This window comes from Salirhabdus salicampi, from assembly GCF_024259515.1.
Lineage (GTDB): Bacteria > Bacillota > Bacilli > Bacillales > Alkalibacillaceae > Salirhabdus_A > Salirhabdus_A salicampi.
Genome location: NZ_JANBWE010000001.1, coordinates 425,730 through 444,437, shown reverse-complemented (window position 1 = coordinate 444,437; position 18,708 = coordinate 425,730). Strand labels below are relative to the sequence as shown.

At 36.0% G+C, this 18,708-nt stretch carries 16 protein-coding genes; 1 reads left to right on the top strand and 15 read right to left on the bottom strand.

All coding sequences use genetic code 11. The annotated features are described in order from the left end of the window. Nucleotides 1-29: 29 nt before the first annotated feature. Genes NLW78_RS02340 through NLW78_RS02330 form a run of 3 tightly spaced genes read right to left on the bottom strand, consistent with a single transcriptional unit; the run spans nucleotide 30 to nucleotide 3,808 of the window. Nucleotides 30-1,097, bottom strand: coding sequence for an Ldh family oxidoreductase (locus tag NLW78_RS02340; protein WP_254495116.1), 1,068 nt, complete (start codon nucleotides 1,095-1,097; stop codon nucleotides 30-32). 52 nt (nucleotides 1,098-1,149) lie between these two features. Further along, nucleotides 1,150-2,151: a 2-hydroxyacid dehydrogenase gene (locus NLW78_RS02335; RefSeq protein ID WP_254495114.1), complete on the bottom strand. Its 1,002-nt coding sequence runs from the start codon at nucleotides 2,149-2,151 to the stop codon at nucleotides 1,150-1,152. A 31-nt stretch (nucleotides 2,152-2,182) separates the two neighbouring features. After that, on the bottom strand, nucleotides 2,183-3,808 hold the full coding sequence (locus tag NLW78_RS02330; RefSeq protein WP_254495099.1) for a thiamine pyrophosphate-binding protein: 1,626 nt from the start codon (nucleotides 3,806-3,808) through the stop codon (nucleotides 2,183-2,185). 197 nt (nucleotides 3,809-4,005) lie between these two features. Here NLW78_RS02330 and NLW78_RS02325 point away from each other — a divergent pair, with 197 nt between their 5' ends. Beyond that, nucleotides 4,006-4,887, top strand: a complete 882-nt coding sequence (locus NLW78_RS02325) for a LysR family transcriptional regulator (protein ID WP_254495094.1) — start codon at nucleotides 4,006-4,008, stop codon at nucleotides 4,885-4,887. Nucleotides 4,888-4,891: 4 nt separating this feature from the next. Here NLW78_RS02325 and NLW78_RS02320 read toward each other — a convergent pair whose 3' ends face one another. The 12 genes from NLW78_RS02320 to NLW78_RS02265 form a co-directional block, all read right to left on the bottom strand. Next, on the bottom strand, nucleotides 4,892-5,674 hold the full coding sequence (locus tag NLW78_RS02320; RefSeq protein ID WP_254495092.1) for an enoyl-CoA hydratase/isomerase family protein: 783 nt from the start codon (nucleotides 5,672-5,674) through the stop codon (nucleotides 4,892-4,894). A 36-nt stretch (nucleotides 5,675-5,710) separates the two neighbouring features. After that, the gene (locus NLW78_RS02315; RefSeq protein ID WP_254495090.1) at nucleotides 5,711-7,225 is read right to left on the bottom strand and encodes a tripartite tricarboxylate transporter permease; all 1,515 of its coding nucleotides are present in this window, start codon (nucleotides 7,223-7,225) and stop codon (nucleotides 5,711-5,713) included. Between the two features lie 20 nt (nucleotides 7,226-7,245). Then, the gene (locus NLW78_RS02310) at nucleotides 7,246-7,725 is read right to left on the bottom strand and encodes a tripartite tricarboxylate transporter TctB family protein (protein WP_254495088.1); all 480 of its coding nucleotides are present in this window, start codon (nucleotides 7,723-7,725) and stop codon (nucleotides 7,246-7,248) included. 79 nt (nucleotides 7,726-7,804) lie between these two features. Next, a complete protein-coding gene (locus NLW78_RS02305) occupies nucleotides 7,805-8,821 on the bottom strand; it encodes a Bug family tripartite tricarboxylate transporter substrate binding protein (protein WP_254495086.1) in 1,017 nt (338 codons plus the stop codon). A gap of 150 nt (nucleotides 8,822-8,971) precedes the next feature. After that, on the bottom strand, nucleotides 8,972-10,126 hold the full coding sequence (locus NLW78_RS02300) for an acyl-CoA dehydrogenase family protein (protein ID WP_254495083.1): 1,155 nt from the start codon (nucleotides 10,124-10,126) through the stop codon (nucleotides 8,972-8,974). A gap of 94 nt (nucleotides 10,127-10,220) precedes the next feature. After that, on the bottom strand, nucleotides 10,221-11,102 hold the full coding sequence (gene sucD / locus NLW78_RS02295) for a succinate--CoA ligase subunit alpha (RefSeq protein WP_254495065.1): 882 nt from the start codon (nucleotides 11,100-11,102) through the stop codon (nucleotides 10,221-10,223). A 7-nt stretch (nucleotides 11,103-11,109) separates the two neighbouring features. Then, nucleotides 11,110-12,261, bottom strand: a complete 1,152-nt coding sequence (locus tag NLW78_RS02290; protein ID WP_254495060.1) for an ATP-grasp domain-containing protein — start codon at nucleotides 12,259-12,261, stop codon at nucleotides 11,110-11,112. Between the two features lie 17 nt (nucleotides 12,262-12,278). Continuing rightward, nucleotides 12,279-13,043, bottom strand: coding sequence for an oxygen-insensitive NADPH nitroreductase (nfsA, locus tag NLW78_RS02285; RefSeq protein WP_254495057.1), 765 nt, complete (start codon nucleotides 13,041-13,043; stop codon nucleotides 12,279-12,281). Nucleotides 13,044-13,503: 460 nt separating this feature from the next. After that, on the bottom strand, nucleotides 13,504-14,880 hold the full coding sequence (nhaC, locus tag NLW78_RS02280; protein WP_254495054.1) for a Na+/H+ antiporter NhaC: 1,377 nt from the start codon (nucleotides 14,878-14,880) through the stop codon (nucleotides 13,504-13,506). A gap of 248 nt (nucleotides 14,881-15,128) precedes the next feature. Next, nucleotides 15,129-16,046: an NAD-dependent epimerase/dehydratase family protein gene (locus NLW78_RS02275; RefSeq protein ID WP_254495051.1), complete on the bottom strand. Its 918-nt coding sequence runs from the start codon at nucleotides 16,044-16,046 to the stop codon at nucleotides 15,129-15,131. A gap of 103 nt (nucleotides 16,047-16,149) precedes the next feature. Next, the gene (locus tag NLW78_RS02270) at nucleotides 16,150-18,243 is read right to left on the bottom strand and encodes a heavy metal translocating P-type ATPase (protein WP_254495048.1); all 2,094 of its coding nucleotides are present in this window, start codon (nucleotides 18,241-18,243) and stop codon (nucleotides 16,150-16,152) included. Continuing rightward, a complete protein-coding gene (locus tag NLW78_RS02265; RefSeq protein WP_254495044.1) occupies nucleotides 18,227-18,604 on the bottom strand; it encodes an ArsR/SmtB family transcription factor in 378 nt (125 codons plus the stop codon). The genes NLW78_RS02270 and NLW78_RS02265 overlap by 17 nt, the downstream gene beginning before the upstream one ends. Between the last annotated feature and the right edge of the window lie 104 nt (nucleotides 18,605-18,708).

The window sequence follows — 18,708 nt, the reverse complement described above, 5'->3', positions numbered from 1 at the left end:
AATTCCACCTTAACATCCGTTCACTATCGTTAAACAGTCTTTAGTAAACGGTAATCAGGGAGTGACACTCCATATTGTTCACTTAGAGACTGAATAAACGAAAAAATTCTTTCAGGTACTTTTACATATTCTTCTTTTTGATTTAATTTTTTCGTCCACTCCATCTCACCTGGTAATAATATTTGATCAACATCCTTAACCTTTGGAGAGTTTTTTATTTCCTTAACGAATATTCCAATTCTTTCTTTGAATTTCGGTACTTCCATGAAATTTGAAATATTTAAAGAAACGAATAAATGACCATTATTTCTGACACCGTCTTCTTCGATTAGAGGAATATCAAAATCAAAATTCGCACCAGTTAAAATACCGGATAATATACTAATCATAAAAGTAATCCCATAGCCTTTATAGTCACCAATTGGTAATATTAAACCTTCCAATGCTTCATGAGCATTTGTAGTAGGATTTCCTTCTTTGTCCAATGCCCACCCTACTGGTATTGATTCTCCATTTAATGCTTTAAGGCGAATTTTCCCCCTTGCTGATACACTATTTGCTATATCCAAAGTAATGGGGTGCCCTAAAGATGATGGTACAGATATGGACCATGGATTATTGCCTAGTAAAGGAGTTTTTCCCCCGGTTGGTGCTATTGCCGGTGATGCATTTGTCATTACAATGCCGATTTGGTCTTTTTGGGATGCAAGTTCCGCATAATATGCCGCTGTTCCAAAGTGATTGCTTTTTCTAACACCAACTACTCCTACTCCCTTAGATTCACTTATGTTAATTGCCTGATTCATCGCAATTGTACTAACAACACTCCCTAACCCATTGTCACCATCTAACAATTTAACATTTGTATCATTTTTCACAGTATTAATCGCTGGACTAGTATTATAATTTCCACATTTTATTTGTTTGATGTATGTTTGTAACCGATAGAATCCGTGAGTATATATCCCTTTTTGATCTGAATCTAACAGTGTCTCCATTAATATAAGTGCATGTTCTTGTGATACATTAACCTTTTCTAGTATCTTTACTCCTAACAACTTATAGTCTTGGTTTTTGATCTCATACATTTTCTCCATTTAGTCCTCTCCTTTCATCCTGTATTTTTATAAACCGACAACTTTCTTCACCCTATTCATTAACTCTACTACTAATAGAATCAAGGTTAACTATATCTTTCTCATCAGCAAACTTGCCCTGCTCCACGTATGCAACTATATTTTTACACGCTTTTGAGGCTACTAATTCCATAGCTTCAACAGTCCCTCCTCCGAAGTGAGGAGTTAAAATCACATTAGGTAAGGATGCCAAGTTATGACCTTGATTAATCGGCTCCTTTTCAAATACATCTAAACCGGCAGCAAGTATCTTTTTACTATATAAAGCTTCATATAAAGCTTCCTCATCTACTACTCCACCACGACACGTATTTATCAAAACGGAGGTTGGTTTCATTAAATTCAATCTTTCCTCATTTATTAAATGGTAAGTTTCCTTTATTCTCGGAACATGTAACGAAACTACATCAGATTCAGTTAGTAACCTATCTAATGAACAATAATTGACTTGTAATGTTTCTTCTTCTTTAAATGATAAACGTCTTGTATCATAGTACAGTATGTTACAATCGAACCCCTTAGTTAATTGTGCTACTTTCCGGCCTATGTTCCCAAGACCAATGAGGCCAACATTTTTCCCCGTCAATTGATATGAAAAATCTCTTAATCCGGTTTTTAACCACACGCCTTCATTTGTAATTTGGTTATGTGCGGTTATAACATGTCTTAAAGAAGCTAACATAAGAGTAATGGTTAATTCTGCTACTGCAGTCGCATTTAACCCGCTCGTATTCGCTACTGGTATAGCTCTTGTATTTGCTCCATTAATATCGATATTATTTACCCCTGCACCTAATTTCTGAATAAACTGACATCTTTCAGCTCTTTCAAGCCAATCTTTTGAAATGCCTTGGGTAAAGGTAACTAAAACATCTGCCATAGAAATGTATTCATTACGATCTTTTTCTTCATTACAAAATATAATTTCATAGTGATCCGGTAAATTTTGTCGAATGAATTGTTCCATTTTAGGTGACAATGGGTCCATAACTAAAATCAATCTTGTTTGTGACATTACGTTACTTTTTCCTCCCTTATAAACCAGTTTATAAATCTCTTATTGCTTTAAACTGACCATGATATGCCTCTGGATTAATTTTTGCTTCTATTATATTAGGCATGCCATTCGTTGAAGATAGTGCTTGTTTTAGGGCATCACGTAATTCATCCTTACTACTAACACTCCATCCATTAGCTCCGTAACTCTCTGCCAACTTTATATAGTTTGGGGCGACAAATTCATTACCCACCTCTTTGTCATAACCTTTTGTTCTCTGTTTTACATCCATTAGGCTCAATCGTCCATCTGAAAAAATGATTTGAATAACTGGCCACTTAAACTGTACAGCCGAAGCAATTTCTTGTGCTCTCATTAAAAATCCACCGTCACCTGTTAAGGATGCTACAGTCCTATTAGGATAAATGTGTTGTAAAGCCATAGCCGCCGGTAATGCAAATCCCATTGTGGCTAAACCATTTGACATGAAGAATGAATGGGGATATTCGGCTTTCCAAAGCTGAGCAACAATTAGCTTACTGGCACCTACATCTGCGGTCATAATCGTATCTTCTGGTAATATCTCTTGGGAAATGAAAACAACATCATTAGGTGTCAACCCATCTACATTAGTGTGAAGTTTTTCTAAAACAAAATCCCGATACTCCAGAATATCTCTCTTGGTCCATTTATTAGAAGATGTATGCATTTGGTCGTTTATGAGATCAAGTGAAAAAGCAATATCACCAACAACTTCTGTATTCGTCGTATACATCTCTTCATTATTAGGGACCGAACTAATTGAAACAATGTCATGTGGATATTCCCACTTTTTAGGGAGTAATTCTACTGGATCCAAACCAATAGCAACAATCAAATCACATTTATCTAACACTTTTGACTCTAATTTTCCTCCCATAAATACACCGAGTGAATAATCATCACTATCTGGAAAAGTTCCTTTGCTTTTGGAGGTTTTAAAAACAGGGATTCCCCATTCATAAACAAAAGATTTTAATTTTTCATATTGCTCACCATTACCAACATTAATGCCAGCGCCTACAATAATGACTGGATAATTGGCTTTCTCTATAAGATTAACGGCTTGCGTAACATGACGGTCATCAGCAGTTAATCGAAAATCATTATCTGGAAAATCTACTTCGATTGGAATCTCTACATCTTCTCGAATAATATCATTCGGTATATCAAAATGAACGGATCCATAATTAGGTGTAGTAGCTACCCTATACCCCCTATTTAACATATGATTCCAATTTTGCTTTGAAATGGTCCCTGATAGTTTCGTAACAGGCTTAAACACATCATTGTGCCAAATCTTTTGACGTAAAGCATAATCTACTTGATTATGACCATACCGATCTGTTATTGCTATCATAGGGCTTCGATCTAATAATGCATAAGCTAATCCTGTTGTAAGTTGTAATGCACCAGGACCTAAATCCGCTACAACGATACCGGGCTTTTTCGTTACTTCGCCTACTACACTTGCCATAATTGCTGCCGTTGTCTCATTTTGCGTAAGAACAAAGTTCACATCATATTTATCCATGTAATAAAGTAAATCATTGGATGTCCCACCGCCTGGAATTCCAAACGCCACGTCTATACCAGAATCCGAAATTTTTTTAATAATAGCTTCACCTAAATTCATTAAATCCCCCTCATTTCACTTATATTTTTTTAAAATTCACATAAAAATGAACCACAAATATTGGATTAACTATTGGACAACTGACAAAGACAGAATATTCTTGCTAATTCGAAAACATTGTATTATATTTAATTTAATAAATAAAATATATATTTTATTAACAATCAATAAATTTTTTTTATTTCTTGGAGGTGCCTATGGATCTTAAGGATTGGTTTATGATTAAAACCATTTATGATGCAAGAAATATTACAAGAGCTGCTGATCAATTACATATATCTCAGCCAGCACTAACGTACAGATTGAAGCAAATAGAGACAGAATTATCTATTAAAATATTTTCTCGAAGTAGAAGAGGAATTATATTTACACCAGAAGGCGAATATTTAGTTGAATATGCCACCAGCATGATGACACAGTATCGCCAGTTTAAAGATAGACTAATGGATATGAAGGGTAGTGTTCATGGTGAACTTCGCATCGGTATATCTAGTAACTATGCCCACTATAAATTACCCCCTATCTTGAAAGAATTTTTGGATATGTATCCAAATATACAAACGAAAGTTAATACAGGCTGGAGTGCTAGTATTTTAAAATCCTTTTTAAATGAAGAAATACAAATTGGCATTGTACGTGGTGAATATGATCATGACTGGGATGGGCCTAAGATATTAATGAATGAAGATCCAATGTGCCTAATTTCGAAAAAACCTCTACATTTCAACAATTTACCGAACCTCCCACAAATTTCCTATAAAACAGATCAAAACTTAAAGCACCTTATTGATAAGTGGTGGAAAAATAACTTTAATAGACCACCGCATATTATGATGGAAGTTGATAAACTTGAAACTTGTAAAGAACTGATTAAGCAAGGTCTTGGATATGCGGTAATTCCTCGATACCTACTTCAAAATGAAGAAGAAACATTATTTGTACAAAACTTAAGAACTCCTGAGGGTGAACTGATTTATCGAAAACTATGGCTTTTTTATAGAGAAAAAGAAATGAATTTATCTGTTGTAAAGTCCTTTGTAGACTTCATTCAAGCTAAATTAAAGGAACAGCATTTGTAAAGTACTACTCCCCCATCCAGTTCGGTTTTCTTTTTTCTAAAAATGCTGATGCTCCTTCATTTAAATCTTTACTCTTAAAATTTACTACTCTTAATGTATTTAGATAATCAATCGCCCTAACAGATTCCATTAGGCGAGTTTCATTGTAAGCCGTTAAGCCCATTTTAACTGCAACAGGGCTTTTTTCTGTAATTGATTGAGCGATCTTGTTCGCTTCCATAAGAACTTCATCGTGTGAACAAATGCTGTTAACTAAGCCTATATTTTTCGCTTCCTCTGGTCCAAATATATTTGCTGTTAAGCTCAGTTCTAATGCTTTACGTTCCCCTAATACTCTTCTTACATGTGGAAGTACAACAAGTGGAAATAAACCTATGTTAATTTCGGTAAGACCAAATTTTGCTCTGTCAGAAGCAATCGCCATGTGGCATAGACAAACAAGTCCAAAACCACCACCAAGTGCGTACCCATTTACTGCACCAATGATTGGCTTTGTATAATTTAATCCTAATTTAAATAGCTCCCCTGTTCCCTCTTTTCCTTCTTCATAAACATCAACCGCTGATTGATTTAATTTTCCTTTGAATTCTTTTATATCAGCACCAGCACTAAATGAATTGCCGGCACCAGTTATAATAACAGCACGTATACTAGAATCCTTTTCCGCTTTTCTAAGCGTGTCTACTAACTCTTTACACATAGGAACACTTAAAGGATTGTTTCGATTCGGGTCATTTAAAGTAATGGTTAACACTTTATTTTTTTTTCTAAGTAGAACATACCCCAAAATTTAGCTCCCCCTTTCCACAAAACACCATCACTCTTAATTAGACATATTTTTAGTTGAGTCTAAGTCAGATGGTGCAGCTTTTTTATTTTTATGCTTTTTAAAAATAGATCCAAAAACCACAATAGCTATTAGCGCTAAAATAATTAAGCAATATCCCCTATCAAGAAAAATAGTGTAACTTCCATCGGATAACACTAATGTTCGACGAAGGCTTTCTTCAATAATAGGCCCTAATATAAAGGCAAGGATAAACGCAGGTAAGGAGTAGTCTAGTTTTTTCATGAAAAAAGCAAATATTCCCGCAATAACGGCTACCCAAACGTCCATAATATTGTTTCTTGCAGCGTAAACACCCACTAAAGAAACTAGTAGAATAATCGGGGTTAAGGCAAAGTTAGGAAAAGTTAACATTCTTGCCCATAATGATGTAGTGTATTTTCCAATGTAGTACATTAATATAGTTGCTAACAAAAATCCCCAAAATATACCAGCTATTAAACCGAAGTCGTTTTTGAACACGGATGGTCCAGGTGTAATCCCTTGAATAAGGAAGGCACCTAAAATAACCGCCGTGGCTGGGGAACCAGGTATACCTAATGTTAATAAAGGTACTAGGGCTCCACCTACAGCTGAATTATTAGCTGCCTCTGGAGATGCGATTCCATCAGGCTCACCTTTACCGAAGTTCTCTGGCTTTTTTGAATTACGCTTAGCATCCATATATGCAAACCATGCTGCTGGACCAGCACCAAGACCTGGTAACACACCTGTAAAAGCGCCGATAAATGAACCCCTAGTCATACTCTTACTAACACCTTTAAATTCTTTCCAAGTAATATGTGTTTTTAAATTTTTGGAGTCTGTGACGTACTTTTTATTTAAATCTCCCATCATTAACAATACTTCAGTTATTGCAAAGACCCCCACTACAAGGGCTATATAATTAATACCATCCATTAAACTTAGTACACCAAACGTAAACCTGGATGTTCCTGTTAGTACATCTAATCCAACTAAGCCTAACAAAAGCCCTAGTAAGATCGAGATTATACTCTTAGGTACATCATGGGTTCCAAGACTTGCAACGGATACTAGCGCCAAAATCCCTATTAAAAATATTTCTGGATCTGCGAAATCAATAGCTATTGAAGAAAGTGGAATTGCCAAAGTCATTAAGATAATTACACCAATGATCCCACCTATTACCGATCCTGTTAATGAGTATCCTAACGCCTTTCCTGGATAACCTTTTTTAGCCAAAGCATTCCCATCAATCATAGTTGCTGCAGCAGCTGGGGTACCTGGAACTCCCATGACCACAGCAGAAATTGAACAACCATACTCTGCTGATTGGTATACAGCAACGAGCATGAGTATTGCAGCCAAAGGTGATAGTTCATATGTCAAGGGTAGCAGTAAAGCAATACCAATTGTAGCACCCATTCCCGGAAGCGTACCGATAAAAAGACCATATAAAATGCCGATTATTACAACTAATAAATTTTGCCAAGTCAAAAGCTGTGAAAAATCAAACAATAAAAGATCCATAATCTACCCCCCAAGAAGAACTAAAATATAGTAAATAAAAAGACATCAAAAATGAGGAAAATGAAAACAATTAAAATGAAAGAAGAAATGGAAGCAAACAACATTCGTTTCTTTCCTGATTTTTTTGGCTGATAAATATAGATTAATGATGTTATGAAAAAGAAAGAAATTATATAATAACCTTTAAATGTCTGCCATAAATCAGCGAAATACCTACTTAGAAAATGCCAAACACCAACATATAATATCGTTAACACGATGGTGTAAATAACATACCGAAGGTTGACCAATTCTAGCTTTTGATCCTCTCTTTTTTTTGTGGTAATAAAGCTAAAAACACAAAATATGACTAACAGCAGACTAATAGCTTTTGGAAAATAATCAGGACCTACTTTCTGTTCCTCAATTGATGAAGGTAGAGTAGCAGCTGATATATAAAATACTATTGCCAAACATGTAATGATGATCAAAGATATATAAGTACCAATCTTATAACTCATTCTTCAGCCTCCTTTTTTAAAAAAGAGATGGGGGGAATTGACTTTTGCCAACTCCCCGGAATTCTATGAAATATTAACCTTAATTATCTTTTTCAAATAGACGTTTAGCAGAATCATAATAATTATTGAAAATTTCGGTAAAGGTCTTACCGTCATTATAATAATTATCTTGGTTAGTATTCTTTCTATATTCGTCCCACTCAGGATCATCAATTACTTTTTGGATGATTTCATTAAACTTATCAATCCGTTCTTCTGGAACACCGGGCATTGCATAAAACGCTCTCCAAATGAATTCATCCGATATATCTGTATATCCCTTCTCCACGAATGTTGGGACATCTGGATGTTCTTCTACTCTCTCCTTAGAAGTTACCGCTAAAATTCTAACTTGCCCTTCTTCCGCCGCTTGATTTACTACCTCACCCGAGGATGTAATAGCATCCACATTATTTCCTAATACAGCACGGAGAGCATCGCCACCACCATCATAAGAGACATAGTTAAAGTCAATATCTGTACTGTCTTCAACTTTGAGAGCAAACACATGATTAGTACCGTTAATACCAGAACCACTCACTTTAACTTTTCCTGGATTATCTTTAGCGTAGTTCACAAAGTCCTCTAAAGTTTGGAAAGGACTATCGACTGGTACTGATAAAGCTTGGTAGTTAGATACTAAAGTAGCAATTGGTTGAACGTCATCTTTATTAAATGGAATTTTTCCTGAGGCCATCGTAAAAGGTAGAGTTGAGGAATGATAGAGAATTGTATAACCGTCAGCTGGTTTTGTCTTAGCATGATTTAGTGCAATTGCACCACTACCACCTGGTTTATTTTCAACAACAAACGATACGTCAACGTATTTCTCCGCAATTTTCGCAAACGTTCTTGACATAGTATCACCAGATCCACCCGCTGAAAAAGGTACAACTATAGTAATAGGTTTATTCGGATAATCATCTTCTTGTTTATTTGTATTTGTATCGTCATTTGAATTTGTATTTGTATCGTCATTTGGACCTGAAGAATCATCAGTTTCGGTGCCCGTTTCGTTTGCGCCACAACCGAAAAGTGCTAATACTAAAACTAACAAACTAATTATAAAAAAACTTTTTTTCATCAAGCTAAACACTCCTTTTTTGATCGATCCCCTTTTTTAAAAATTGATTGCCCTGCACTCCCTCTCTAACTAATTCATTGCACACCTCCTTTACTAATGTTTCTCTATATATGAAATCAATGATTAGAAGATTTTATCTGTTTTTAACAAGTGTCTTCCAATTAGATTCTTTTGAATTTGCGACGTCCCACCACCTAATGCACCAAACCTTGCTCCTCGTACCATTCGTTCGACTGGGTACTCTTTTGTATATCCATAACCCCCGTGAAGTTGCATAGCTTGATTCGTTACACGTATTGCCATTTCATTAGTATATAGCTTCGCAACTGAAGCCTCTATTTTATCTGGAAATCCCTTGCCCGCGTTTATTGCAGCACGATATAGTAAAGATTTACTTGCCTCAATCTCCACGTACATATCAGATAACATCCATTGTATCCCTTGAAAATTAGCTACTGGCCTTCCGAATTGTTCTCTCTCTTTTGTGTACTTGAGTGCTTCATTAAATGCCCCTTCCGCTAACCCCAATGTAATGGATGCATTTAAACATCTTTGTGTATTAAACGCCGTCATCAACTTTTTAAATCCATTTTCTCTTACAAGTACGTTATCAATGGGGACTGCACAATTATCAAATTCAACTTCCCACAAGTATTCTCCACCCATAGTTTGATAACCTTGCCTTACATGTAACCCAGGCGTTCCTTTTTCTACTAGTAAGCATCCAACTCCTTGACTTCCTTGTTCTCCTTCAAATCTAGTAAAAACGAGAAACAAATCGGCAACATCTGCACGGCTTATTAATTGTTTCGTACCATTAACGATATAGGAATTCCCCTCTAACGTTGAATTCGTTTTCATATTGCCTGCATCAGAACCAACTTCCGACTCAGTTATACATATCGCTAATATCGTTTCTCCCTTTGCTATTCCAGGTAAATATTTTTGTTTTTGTTCTTCGCTTCCATACGCAACAATCGCTTTGGATTGAACACCAATCTCTCCCAACACTGCCATTCCGGTTATATAACATCCTTTTGCAATCTCTTCTAAAATTAATACTGCATCCATTACAGTTCCGTCTGAACCACCATATTCTTCTGGTATTGAAATCCCTAATATCCCCAAGTCCCCCAATATCTTCATATTATGAAATGGAAACTCTCCAGATTGTTCAAGTTCACTTGAGTTAGGTTTAAACTCTTTTTCAGTTATATCTCGAATTGTTTCTACTAACATCTCCTGCTCATCAGTTATATTGAATAATTTTTGATTCAAGTTAATCCTCCTCCTAATTAATCTATTTAGACTTGTAACCGTTTTCAATTTTATTGGAATGGAACTCTTTTCTATATTTACGTTAAAGGTTCCTTCATTTTTGATCCACTACATAAAAACTTTTTACTAGATTTGTTACTTCAAATATAGATTTAGCTACATGGATACCGTTATGTTTTAAATTATTTACTTTTTCTTCATATCCACCTTCACCACCCGAAATTAAGGCTCCGGCATGTCCCATCGGGACGTCCTTAGGAGCATTTTTACCTGCTATAAATGCAACAACCGACTTCGAGACATATTTTTTAATATATTCAGCAGCTTCTTCCTCTTCAACGCCGCCTATTTCGCCAACCATTACAATTACATCTGTTTCATCATCTTCTTCGAACAGTTGGATGACGTCTTTAAAACTTAATCCTTTAATTGGGTCTCCACCTATCCCTACAATCGATGATTGACCAATTCCTTCTAATTTCATCTGATAACAAATTTCGTATGTTAATGTACCACTTTTTCCAACTACTCCCACATTTCCAGGCAAGCAGATCTGATCAGGTAGAAATCCTACCTTTGATTTACCGGGAGATGTTACACCAGGGGAACATGGACCGAGTAGTATAGAATTTGACTCTGTTAAACGTTTATATACTCTATACATATCATGCTGGGGTATTCCTTCTGTCACACAAACAATTGTCTCTATCCCTGTTTCAATGCTTTCCATAATTGCATTAGCAGCTATCATTGGTGGAGCATAGATTAAGGATAAATCAACTTGTATATGGTCTAATGCTTGGGATACAGTATCAAATATTGGCCATCCATTTACTTGTGTTCCTCCCTTTTTCGGGGCAACACCTGCCAAAATGTTGGTATTATTTTTTTTCATATTAAGGGCATGCCTTTGTGCAATAGTTCCTGTTAAACCTTGAATCAGGACATTCGTCTTTTCATCTATCAGTATACTCATTAACATTTCACACCTTTGATACTTGATGAATTTTTGATAACGCTTCCATTAACGAATTTGTTACAAATAAACCGTCTTTTTCTAACATCTCCTTTGCCTTTTCATAATTGACTCCTTCAAATCGGACAACCCAGTCCAAATCCTTCGGTAATTCAACATGTTTCTTAGCCTCTAATAAACTTTCACTAAATTCTGCTAGATCCGTAATTCCTGCAAAAATGCTAACGAAAACACATTTAATATTAGGAAACTTTTTAAGTTGGTTTAAAAGCACGACTAACCTAGTCGGATCACCTTTCAGCTGCCCTGAACGAACATCAGCAAAATTAATCGGCCTAAGTTTTTGGTTTATAAGCTCATCTGTTAAAGCCATAGATAACCCTGCCCCAGTTGATAACAATCCGATAGTCCCTTCAGTATCTAAAATAACTGTGTCGTAGCCGTACTCAAGCTTATGCCACAACTGACTGTAATCAATAGAATTTTCGTAGATAACATTTCTAATAGCGGGTTGTCTAGGTATTGCATTATCATCTACATAGAAGTGGACATCAAGTATGGACAGTTCACTGTTATGGTTAATAGCAAGTGGATTAACTTCTAATAATGTACAGTCATATTTTAAAAATATCGTATATAGTTGATGAAATACTTTTTTAATTTCTTTCCACATAGTTTGTGGAACACCGCTACGAGAAAGAATTTCAGTAAGTTTGAAATCTTCAAGTCCGAAAGTCTTGTTAACTTTATAGGTATATAGTTTACTTGTGCCCTTAACATCCTCTACATCAATCCCACCACTTCTACTGAAAAGCAATTTAATATTTTTTTCTGTCGTGTCCATACTAAAAGCTACATAGTATTCATCTGAAATATGAACTACTTGCTCAGCAAGGATAGCCTCAACCTTCTTTCCTTTTATTACGGTATTCATTTTTTCATTAACCCAATCCCTTATGTCCTGTTCCGTTTGTAAAACTGCTACTCCCCCAACTTTAGCGCGTCCACCAACTAATGTTTGAACTTTTAATACAAGTGGTAAACCTAAATGTTGAATGGCATCTTCAATATCATGCTCATTTTTAATTAAATGTCCACGGGGGATTGTTAAACCTTCTTGACTAACTATTTGCTTGGCATCATATTCAAAAAGTCTCATCCTTCCACCCCCTAACTTTATTTAAATGGAAACCCTTGTTTTTCTAAAAAACTTTTCATATTCATTCGTCTAGGAACCTTTCGTTTGTTGGTCATTACTTTAGTCCAGTTGTCATTACGTGCATTACTTGTACGGTTTCTATAGTAGTGTTCCATGATACTGTCATACTCTTGAATATATGGGAAGGTTTCCGAAAAGGGTTTATATTCGTTCTCGAAAAAGACTGCATCGATCGGTAAGCGTGGTTTTAATTCTGGGGTCTGTTTTTTATCGTAATATCCAAAACACATCCCAAAAATTGGATATACTCTGTTGGGGAGATTTAATAATGCACTTACTTCTTCAGGATGATTTCGGATGCCACCTGTATATACAATTCCTAGCCCAAGGGCCTCTGCAGCTATAGCAGCATTTTGAGCAGCTAGTGAAGCATCAACTGTTGCTATTATAAACATTTCCGTACTATCCAGAGACTCAGTTAAATCAACCTCTTCAATGTTAGACAACTGTTCTAATCGATTTAAATCTGCACAAAACACGAAGAAATGTGAACTAGATACAACCTGTTCCTGATTACCTGCATATTCAGAGAGCAATTTTCTTTTCTTAACATCTGTAACGTTAATGATTGAGTATGATTGACCATGGCTAGAGGATGAAGCTGCCTGGGCACTTAAAATGATATTTTTTATGTCATCATAAGGAATTTTCTTATTACTAAACCGTCGGATAGATCTATGATTTTGTAATAATTCAACAGTATGTTTTTTTACACTTTTCATCTAATCGCTCCTTATGTACATTTCTGAAAATTCTATAATTTCCGATTATTAAGACCTATTATATTACATAACCATAATTAAAAAAAATACATATTTTATTTGTCAGATATAAAGAAATTTTATTTCTTGGTAGGTGCAATTATTGGTCAAACTCACCTGCTTTTTATTAAATATAATAAGGCACAATAAAAAAAACCGAGGCCCAGAGGGTTCGGCTTTTTGAACATGTACCCAAGATTACCTATCGCTTAGTTTTGGTTTCGAATTGTAAAGGACGGTAAATCATATCGGTTTGCGGGAGAGGCTGTCACCGTCACCTATTGATGGCCCATAATACAGCTTTGATAAAAGAGCGTGCTGAGAAGAGGGGTTGTAAGTCAGGACGATAGATAGGGAACGGCTTAATTACAGGCAGCCTTTTTAAAATATAATAATGAAAAAAAGTTAGCGATAAAGACCTTTAATTAGTTGATAATTCATTTTTTCGTAAACTAATACCAGTAAACCCATATAGAATCGTTAGAAGTGGACTCACCAAACAAAACAGAGCAAAGGGAAGATATTGCAAAACTGGTACTCCTAGTACATTTGCCAAGAACACTCCGCTCACACCATAAGGAATTAGTGGATTAATTACAGTTCCTGCATCTTCAAGTATGCGGGAAAGATTTTTCCTTGATATCCCCCTTGCATCAAACTGCTCTTCATACACTTTTCCAGTTAGAATTATAGATAAATACTGTTCACCTACACTAACGTTTATACCAATCGCAGTAACCGCTGTCGCAAACACTAATCTTCCCGTGGATATGATTAATTTTTGTATGATTTCCATTAAACGTTCCATAATTCCTAACGCTTGAATTAATCCTCCCATGGTAAGTGTTAATAACACAAGTGAAACAGACCACATCATGCTTTGTAATCCACCACGGGATAACATAGAATCAAGTTTTTCGTTGCCTGTATCCGCAACATATCCATTTTGCATAACATCCATAATGGCTGTTAATGATACACTTTGCTGAAAAATAAGTGCTGATGCAATACCAGTTAAAATACCGGCAACGATTACTAAAATTGCAGGTGTTCTCCTCCATGCTAAGACGAGCATAACAATCGCTGGAATCATTGACATTGGATGAATGATGTTGAGACCTTCTATTAAATCTTGTACATGTGTTACATTTTCTACAGTCGTCTTGTCAGAGAACCATCCCATTAATCCAAAACCTATTAAACATAGGATGGAGGCAGGAACAGTAGTCCACAGCATATGTCTAATATGTTCAAATAGATCTACCCTACTTATAGCTGCAGCAATATTTGTCGTATCGGAGAGAGGTGACATTTTGTCCCCTAAAAATGCACCAGAAATAATAGCACCCGCTATCATAGCAGGAGAAAGTCCCATCATTGTTCCGATTGCCAGCATTGCAACACCAATTGTTGATGCTGTTGTAAACGCACTTCCTAGGAAGGTGCCAACGATAGCTGTAATAATAAACACACTTGGTAAGAAAAAGTTCACAGACATTATATGACTACCATAATAAATTAAGGTTGGAATCGTACCTGATAGCATCCAAATCCCTATTAATATACCAATTAACATAAATAGAAAAATTGGGATAACTCCTACATTAAGCCCCTTTTTAATTGCCTCTTCAATAAATGACCAAGGACGTTTCGTAAATAGGGAAAACATCATGAATAAAATGATACATAGAAAAATCGGAATATGTGGATGTACTTTTAAATATAACAATGAAACAGAAATAATAAATAGTACACTTGTTAATAAACATACTGCTTGAGCTTTATTGACTTGTTGCAATTTTGAAAACCTCCGATGTAAATTCTTGTTGTGTAGAAACCTTCTAAAAATCAAAAAAGTACCTTCATCCCTAAAACTAGGGACGGAGATACAAATCCACGATACTACCCTAATTAAATGTTTGTCTACTCTTGAAAAGTAAAATAATAAACCAACTACACGTTATCACTTAAACGCTTTTTAGCTTTTATGCGCTAAAGCCATTGTATATAATATTACATGGAAGGAAGACTGTCAATATTTTTAATTTATACACCCCACCATGGTAAATTTGCAAAAGGATAATAATCCCTGTCATCTTCCTTTAGCGCTTGTAAAAACCCATCAAAATTATATTGTGGATGAAAGTTTAGTTTCTCTGCTGCTTTTTGAATTGACCAGTATGTTGTTCCCCACATCCTTAAAATTCCTTCTACATCAACCTCTTTTGCAGTAAATATTTCTTTTGAACCTGGGTAATACTTTTCAATAATGTCCCTTGGTTTGCTATACAGCAGTTTTTCATCTTCTACGGTGAATGGAACAGCTGACATTATATTAAAGTAATCAAAACCGATTTCTTCATTGGACAATCCTTGTATGAAAGCATGTGCAACATCACGGTCATCAACGCCACCAACAAGCAGGCGTAAACCATACTGAACAAAGGTTTCTGGCACGAACATCCCAAGACGGAATGCAATGGTCTGAATGTTATGCTTCCGATAATAAAACTCCCCCAGCTCTTCACAAAGCTTTTTCGTAAGGCCATAGACGTCTGCTGGCATTAATTCAAGTTCTTCAGTAACAAGAGAATAAGCGTTTTCATGATTTGGTATACTTTCACCGTAAACACCCATTGTACTGCATAGTAGTACTTTTTTTACATTGTTTTTAAGGGCTGCTTCATAAACATTTTTCGTTCCAGTGACATTTAAATCCCAAAAATCATCATTTGAATAATTCTCCAGATGAATACCATGAAGAGCAGCACCATGAACAATTGCATCAATATCTTTTGTCGCTTCCAATATTACTTGTGAATCCCTTACATCTCCTCTTATAAATGGATATGCCGTCTCAATATCCCTGTAATCTAGTAATACAGGCTCATGGCCATTTTTTTCTAAAGCCGGGGCTAATACCCTACCTAAATTACCTCCAGCACCTGTAATTAGTACTCTCATTATGTCATCCCCTTTTTTGTAATTTATTAAATTATAAAACAAACGATAAATTCAAAAAAGCAGAGAATAGAATCCCCTGCTTTTTCATTTCAAAAGATACTTGTTAGTCTCTTATCCGTAAAAGCCGTAATCCGTTTAAGGTTACAAGAATCGTTGCCCCCATATCAGCAAATATTGCCATCCATAAGGTGAGCCACCCTGGAATAATGAGTACTAAAGCAAGTGCTTTGATCCCTAGAGAAAATGCAACATTTTGTTTAATAATTTGAAGTGCCTTCCGACTTAGACGAATCGTAAATGGCAGCTTTGTTAAGTCGTCTGCCATTAATGCTATATCCGCGGTTTCAAGTGCAGTATCCGTCCCTGCACCTCCCATAGCAATTCCGACAGTTGACGTTGCTAAAGCTGGAGCATCGTTTATTCCATCTCCTACCATAGCTACTTTACCTTTTTCGTTCAGTTTCTTCACTGCTTCCAGTTTTTGTTGTGGCAGAAGTTCTGAATACACTTCCGTTACTCCTACTTCCTTACCAATAGCTTTTGCAGTTGTATCATTATCCCCTGTAAGCATAATCGTATTGTGAATGCCAAGCTCTTTTAACGTTTGAACCGCATTTTTGCTTTGCGTTCTCAGTTCATCCGCAACCGCAAACAATGCTAAAACTTTACTTTGATTCCCTAAAATCATAACGGTTTTTCCTTCGTCTTGAAGCAATTTTACCTGTTCTTCAATTTCCCGTAACGCTTGATCATTCAGCAGTTCTTTGAACAGACTTAAATTACCTATATAATATAAAGTTCCGTTGAGATTAGCTTTTACCCCTCTTCCAGTTATGGAAGAAAAGTTTTCAATACTCACGTTATTAGTATATATTTTCTCTTTTTCTGCCTTGCGAATAATAGCAGATGCAACTGGGTGTTGTGACCTCTTTTCAAGTGCTGCAGCAATGGAAAGGGCTTCTCGGCTTTCACCTTGTAGAGGAATTATATCTGTTACCTCAGGCTTCCCTTTTGTTAATGTTCCCGTTTTATCAAAGGCGATCGCATTTACTGATCCTGCTTCTTCTAAATAAATCCCACCTTTAATTAAAACACCGTTTCGGGCTGCATTACCTATTGCCGTAACAATCGCAACAGGTGTAGACACAATAAGAGCACAAGGACATCCTACTACAAGAACAGTTAGACCACGGTAAATCCAATCTCCCCACAATTCACCCATAAATAATGGAGGTACAACGGCGATACCGATGGCTAATAGAATAATAGCTGGAGTATAATATTTTGCAAATCTATCAATAAATGCTTGTGATGGTGCTTTTTCTGCTTGAGCTTCTTCAACTAAATGAATGATTTTTGCAATTGTTGTATCTTCAACCCTTTTTGTTACCTCAACTTCTAACAAACCTTCCTCATTCAAAGTCCCTGCGAACACTTCGTCCCCAACTTTTTTTGTAACAGGTACACTTTCCCCTGTAATAGCGGCCTGGTTTATTGCTGATGCGCCTTTTATTACCTTTCCATCCATTGCCAATTTTTGCCCAGGCTTCACTATCATAATATCGCCAATGTTAATATCATCAATGGAAACCGTTATTTCTTTATTATTTCTTCTAATTAATGCTTCCCTTGGAGCAATATCCATTAGTGAACGAATTGATTGGCGAGCCTTATCCATAGAGTAACTTTCTAATAACTCACTAATGGCAAACAGAAATACAACAGTCGCTCCCTCTCCCCATTCACCTATAGCGGCTGCACCTAGTACTGCCACTGTCATTAACGTATTCATATCAAATTGTAATCGTAGAAGATTGCGGAACCCTTTCCGAAAAAGTGTCCATCCCCCTACTAACATTGCAGTACCAAACGAAGCAACTTCGTAACTGCTATTTGTCATGATAAAGCCTAATATGAGAAAGAAAAGGGAAATAACAATACGAATATGTCCTTTGTTTTTCCAAAACGGTACATGCTTCTGTTTGGCTCCATCAGGTTGAATCATGTATCCTTCAAAAGCGCCCGCTTTTTCCATTTGTTCTACAGTAACATCACCATAAACCGTAATTTTCCCAGCATTAAAATTAATTTTAGCGTCCTTCACACTAGCAATTTTTTTCACATTCTGCTCAAACTGAGCAGCACAATCAGCTCAGTCCAGACCTTGAACACGAAACTTTTTAATAACTTCTGACATTGGTTACATCCTCCTCCATATGAACAAATCCGTTTAAGATTAATTGACGAACATGGTGATCATCCAAGGAATAAAACACTAATTTCCCTTCTTTGCGGGACTTAGCTAATCCCATGTTTCGGAGCAAACGGAGGTGATGTGAGGCTGTTGCCGTTGTTGATCCTATTACATTTGCTACATCACAAACACATACTTCCTCCTCCTGACATAATATATAAGCTATTTTCATTCGTGTATCATCTGCCAACGCTTTAAACATTGTAGCTACAGATAATGTATTTTTGTTCTGCAGTTTCCCTTTGAGTCGGTTCACTTTATTTTCGTCGTAACAATAAATATCACACTTATCTTTGGAAGCCACTTTAACCCACCCTTTTAATATTCAAATGTTCTTTTGAATATTATAATATGCAATAGAAACTTTATCGTCAAATAATTTTAACAACTAAATTCAAATATCATCAC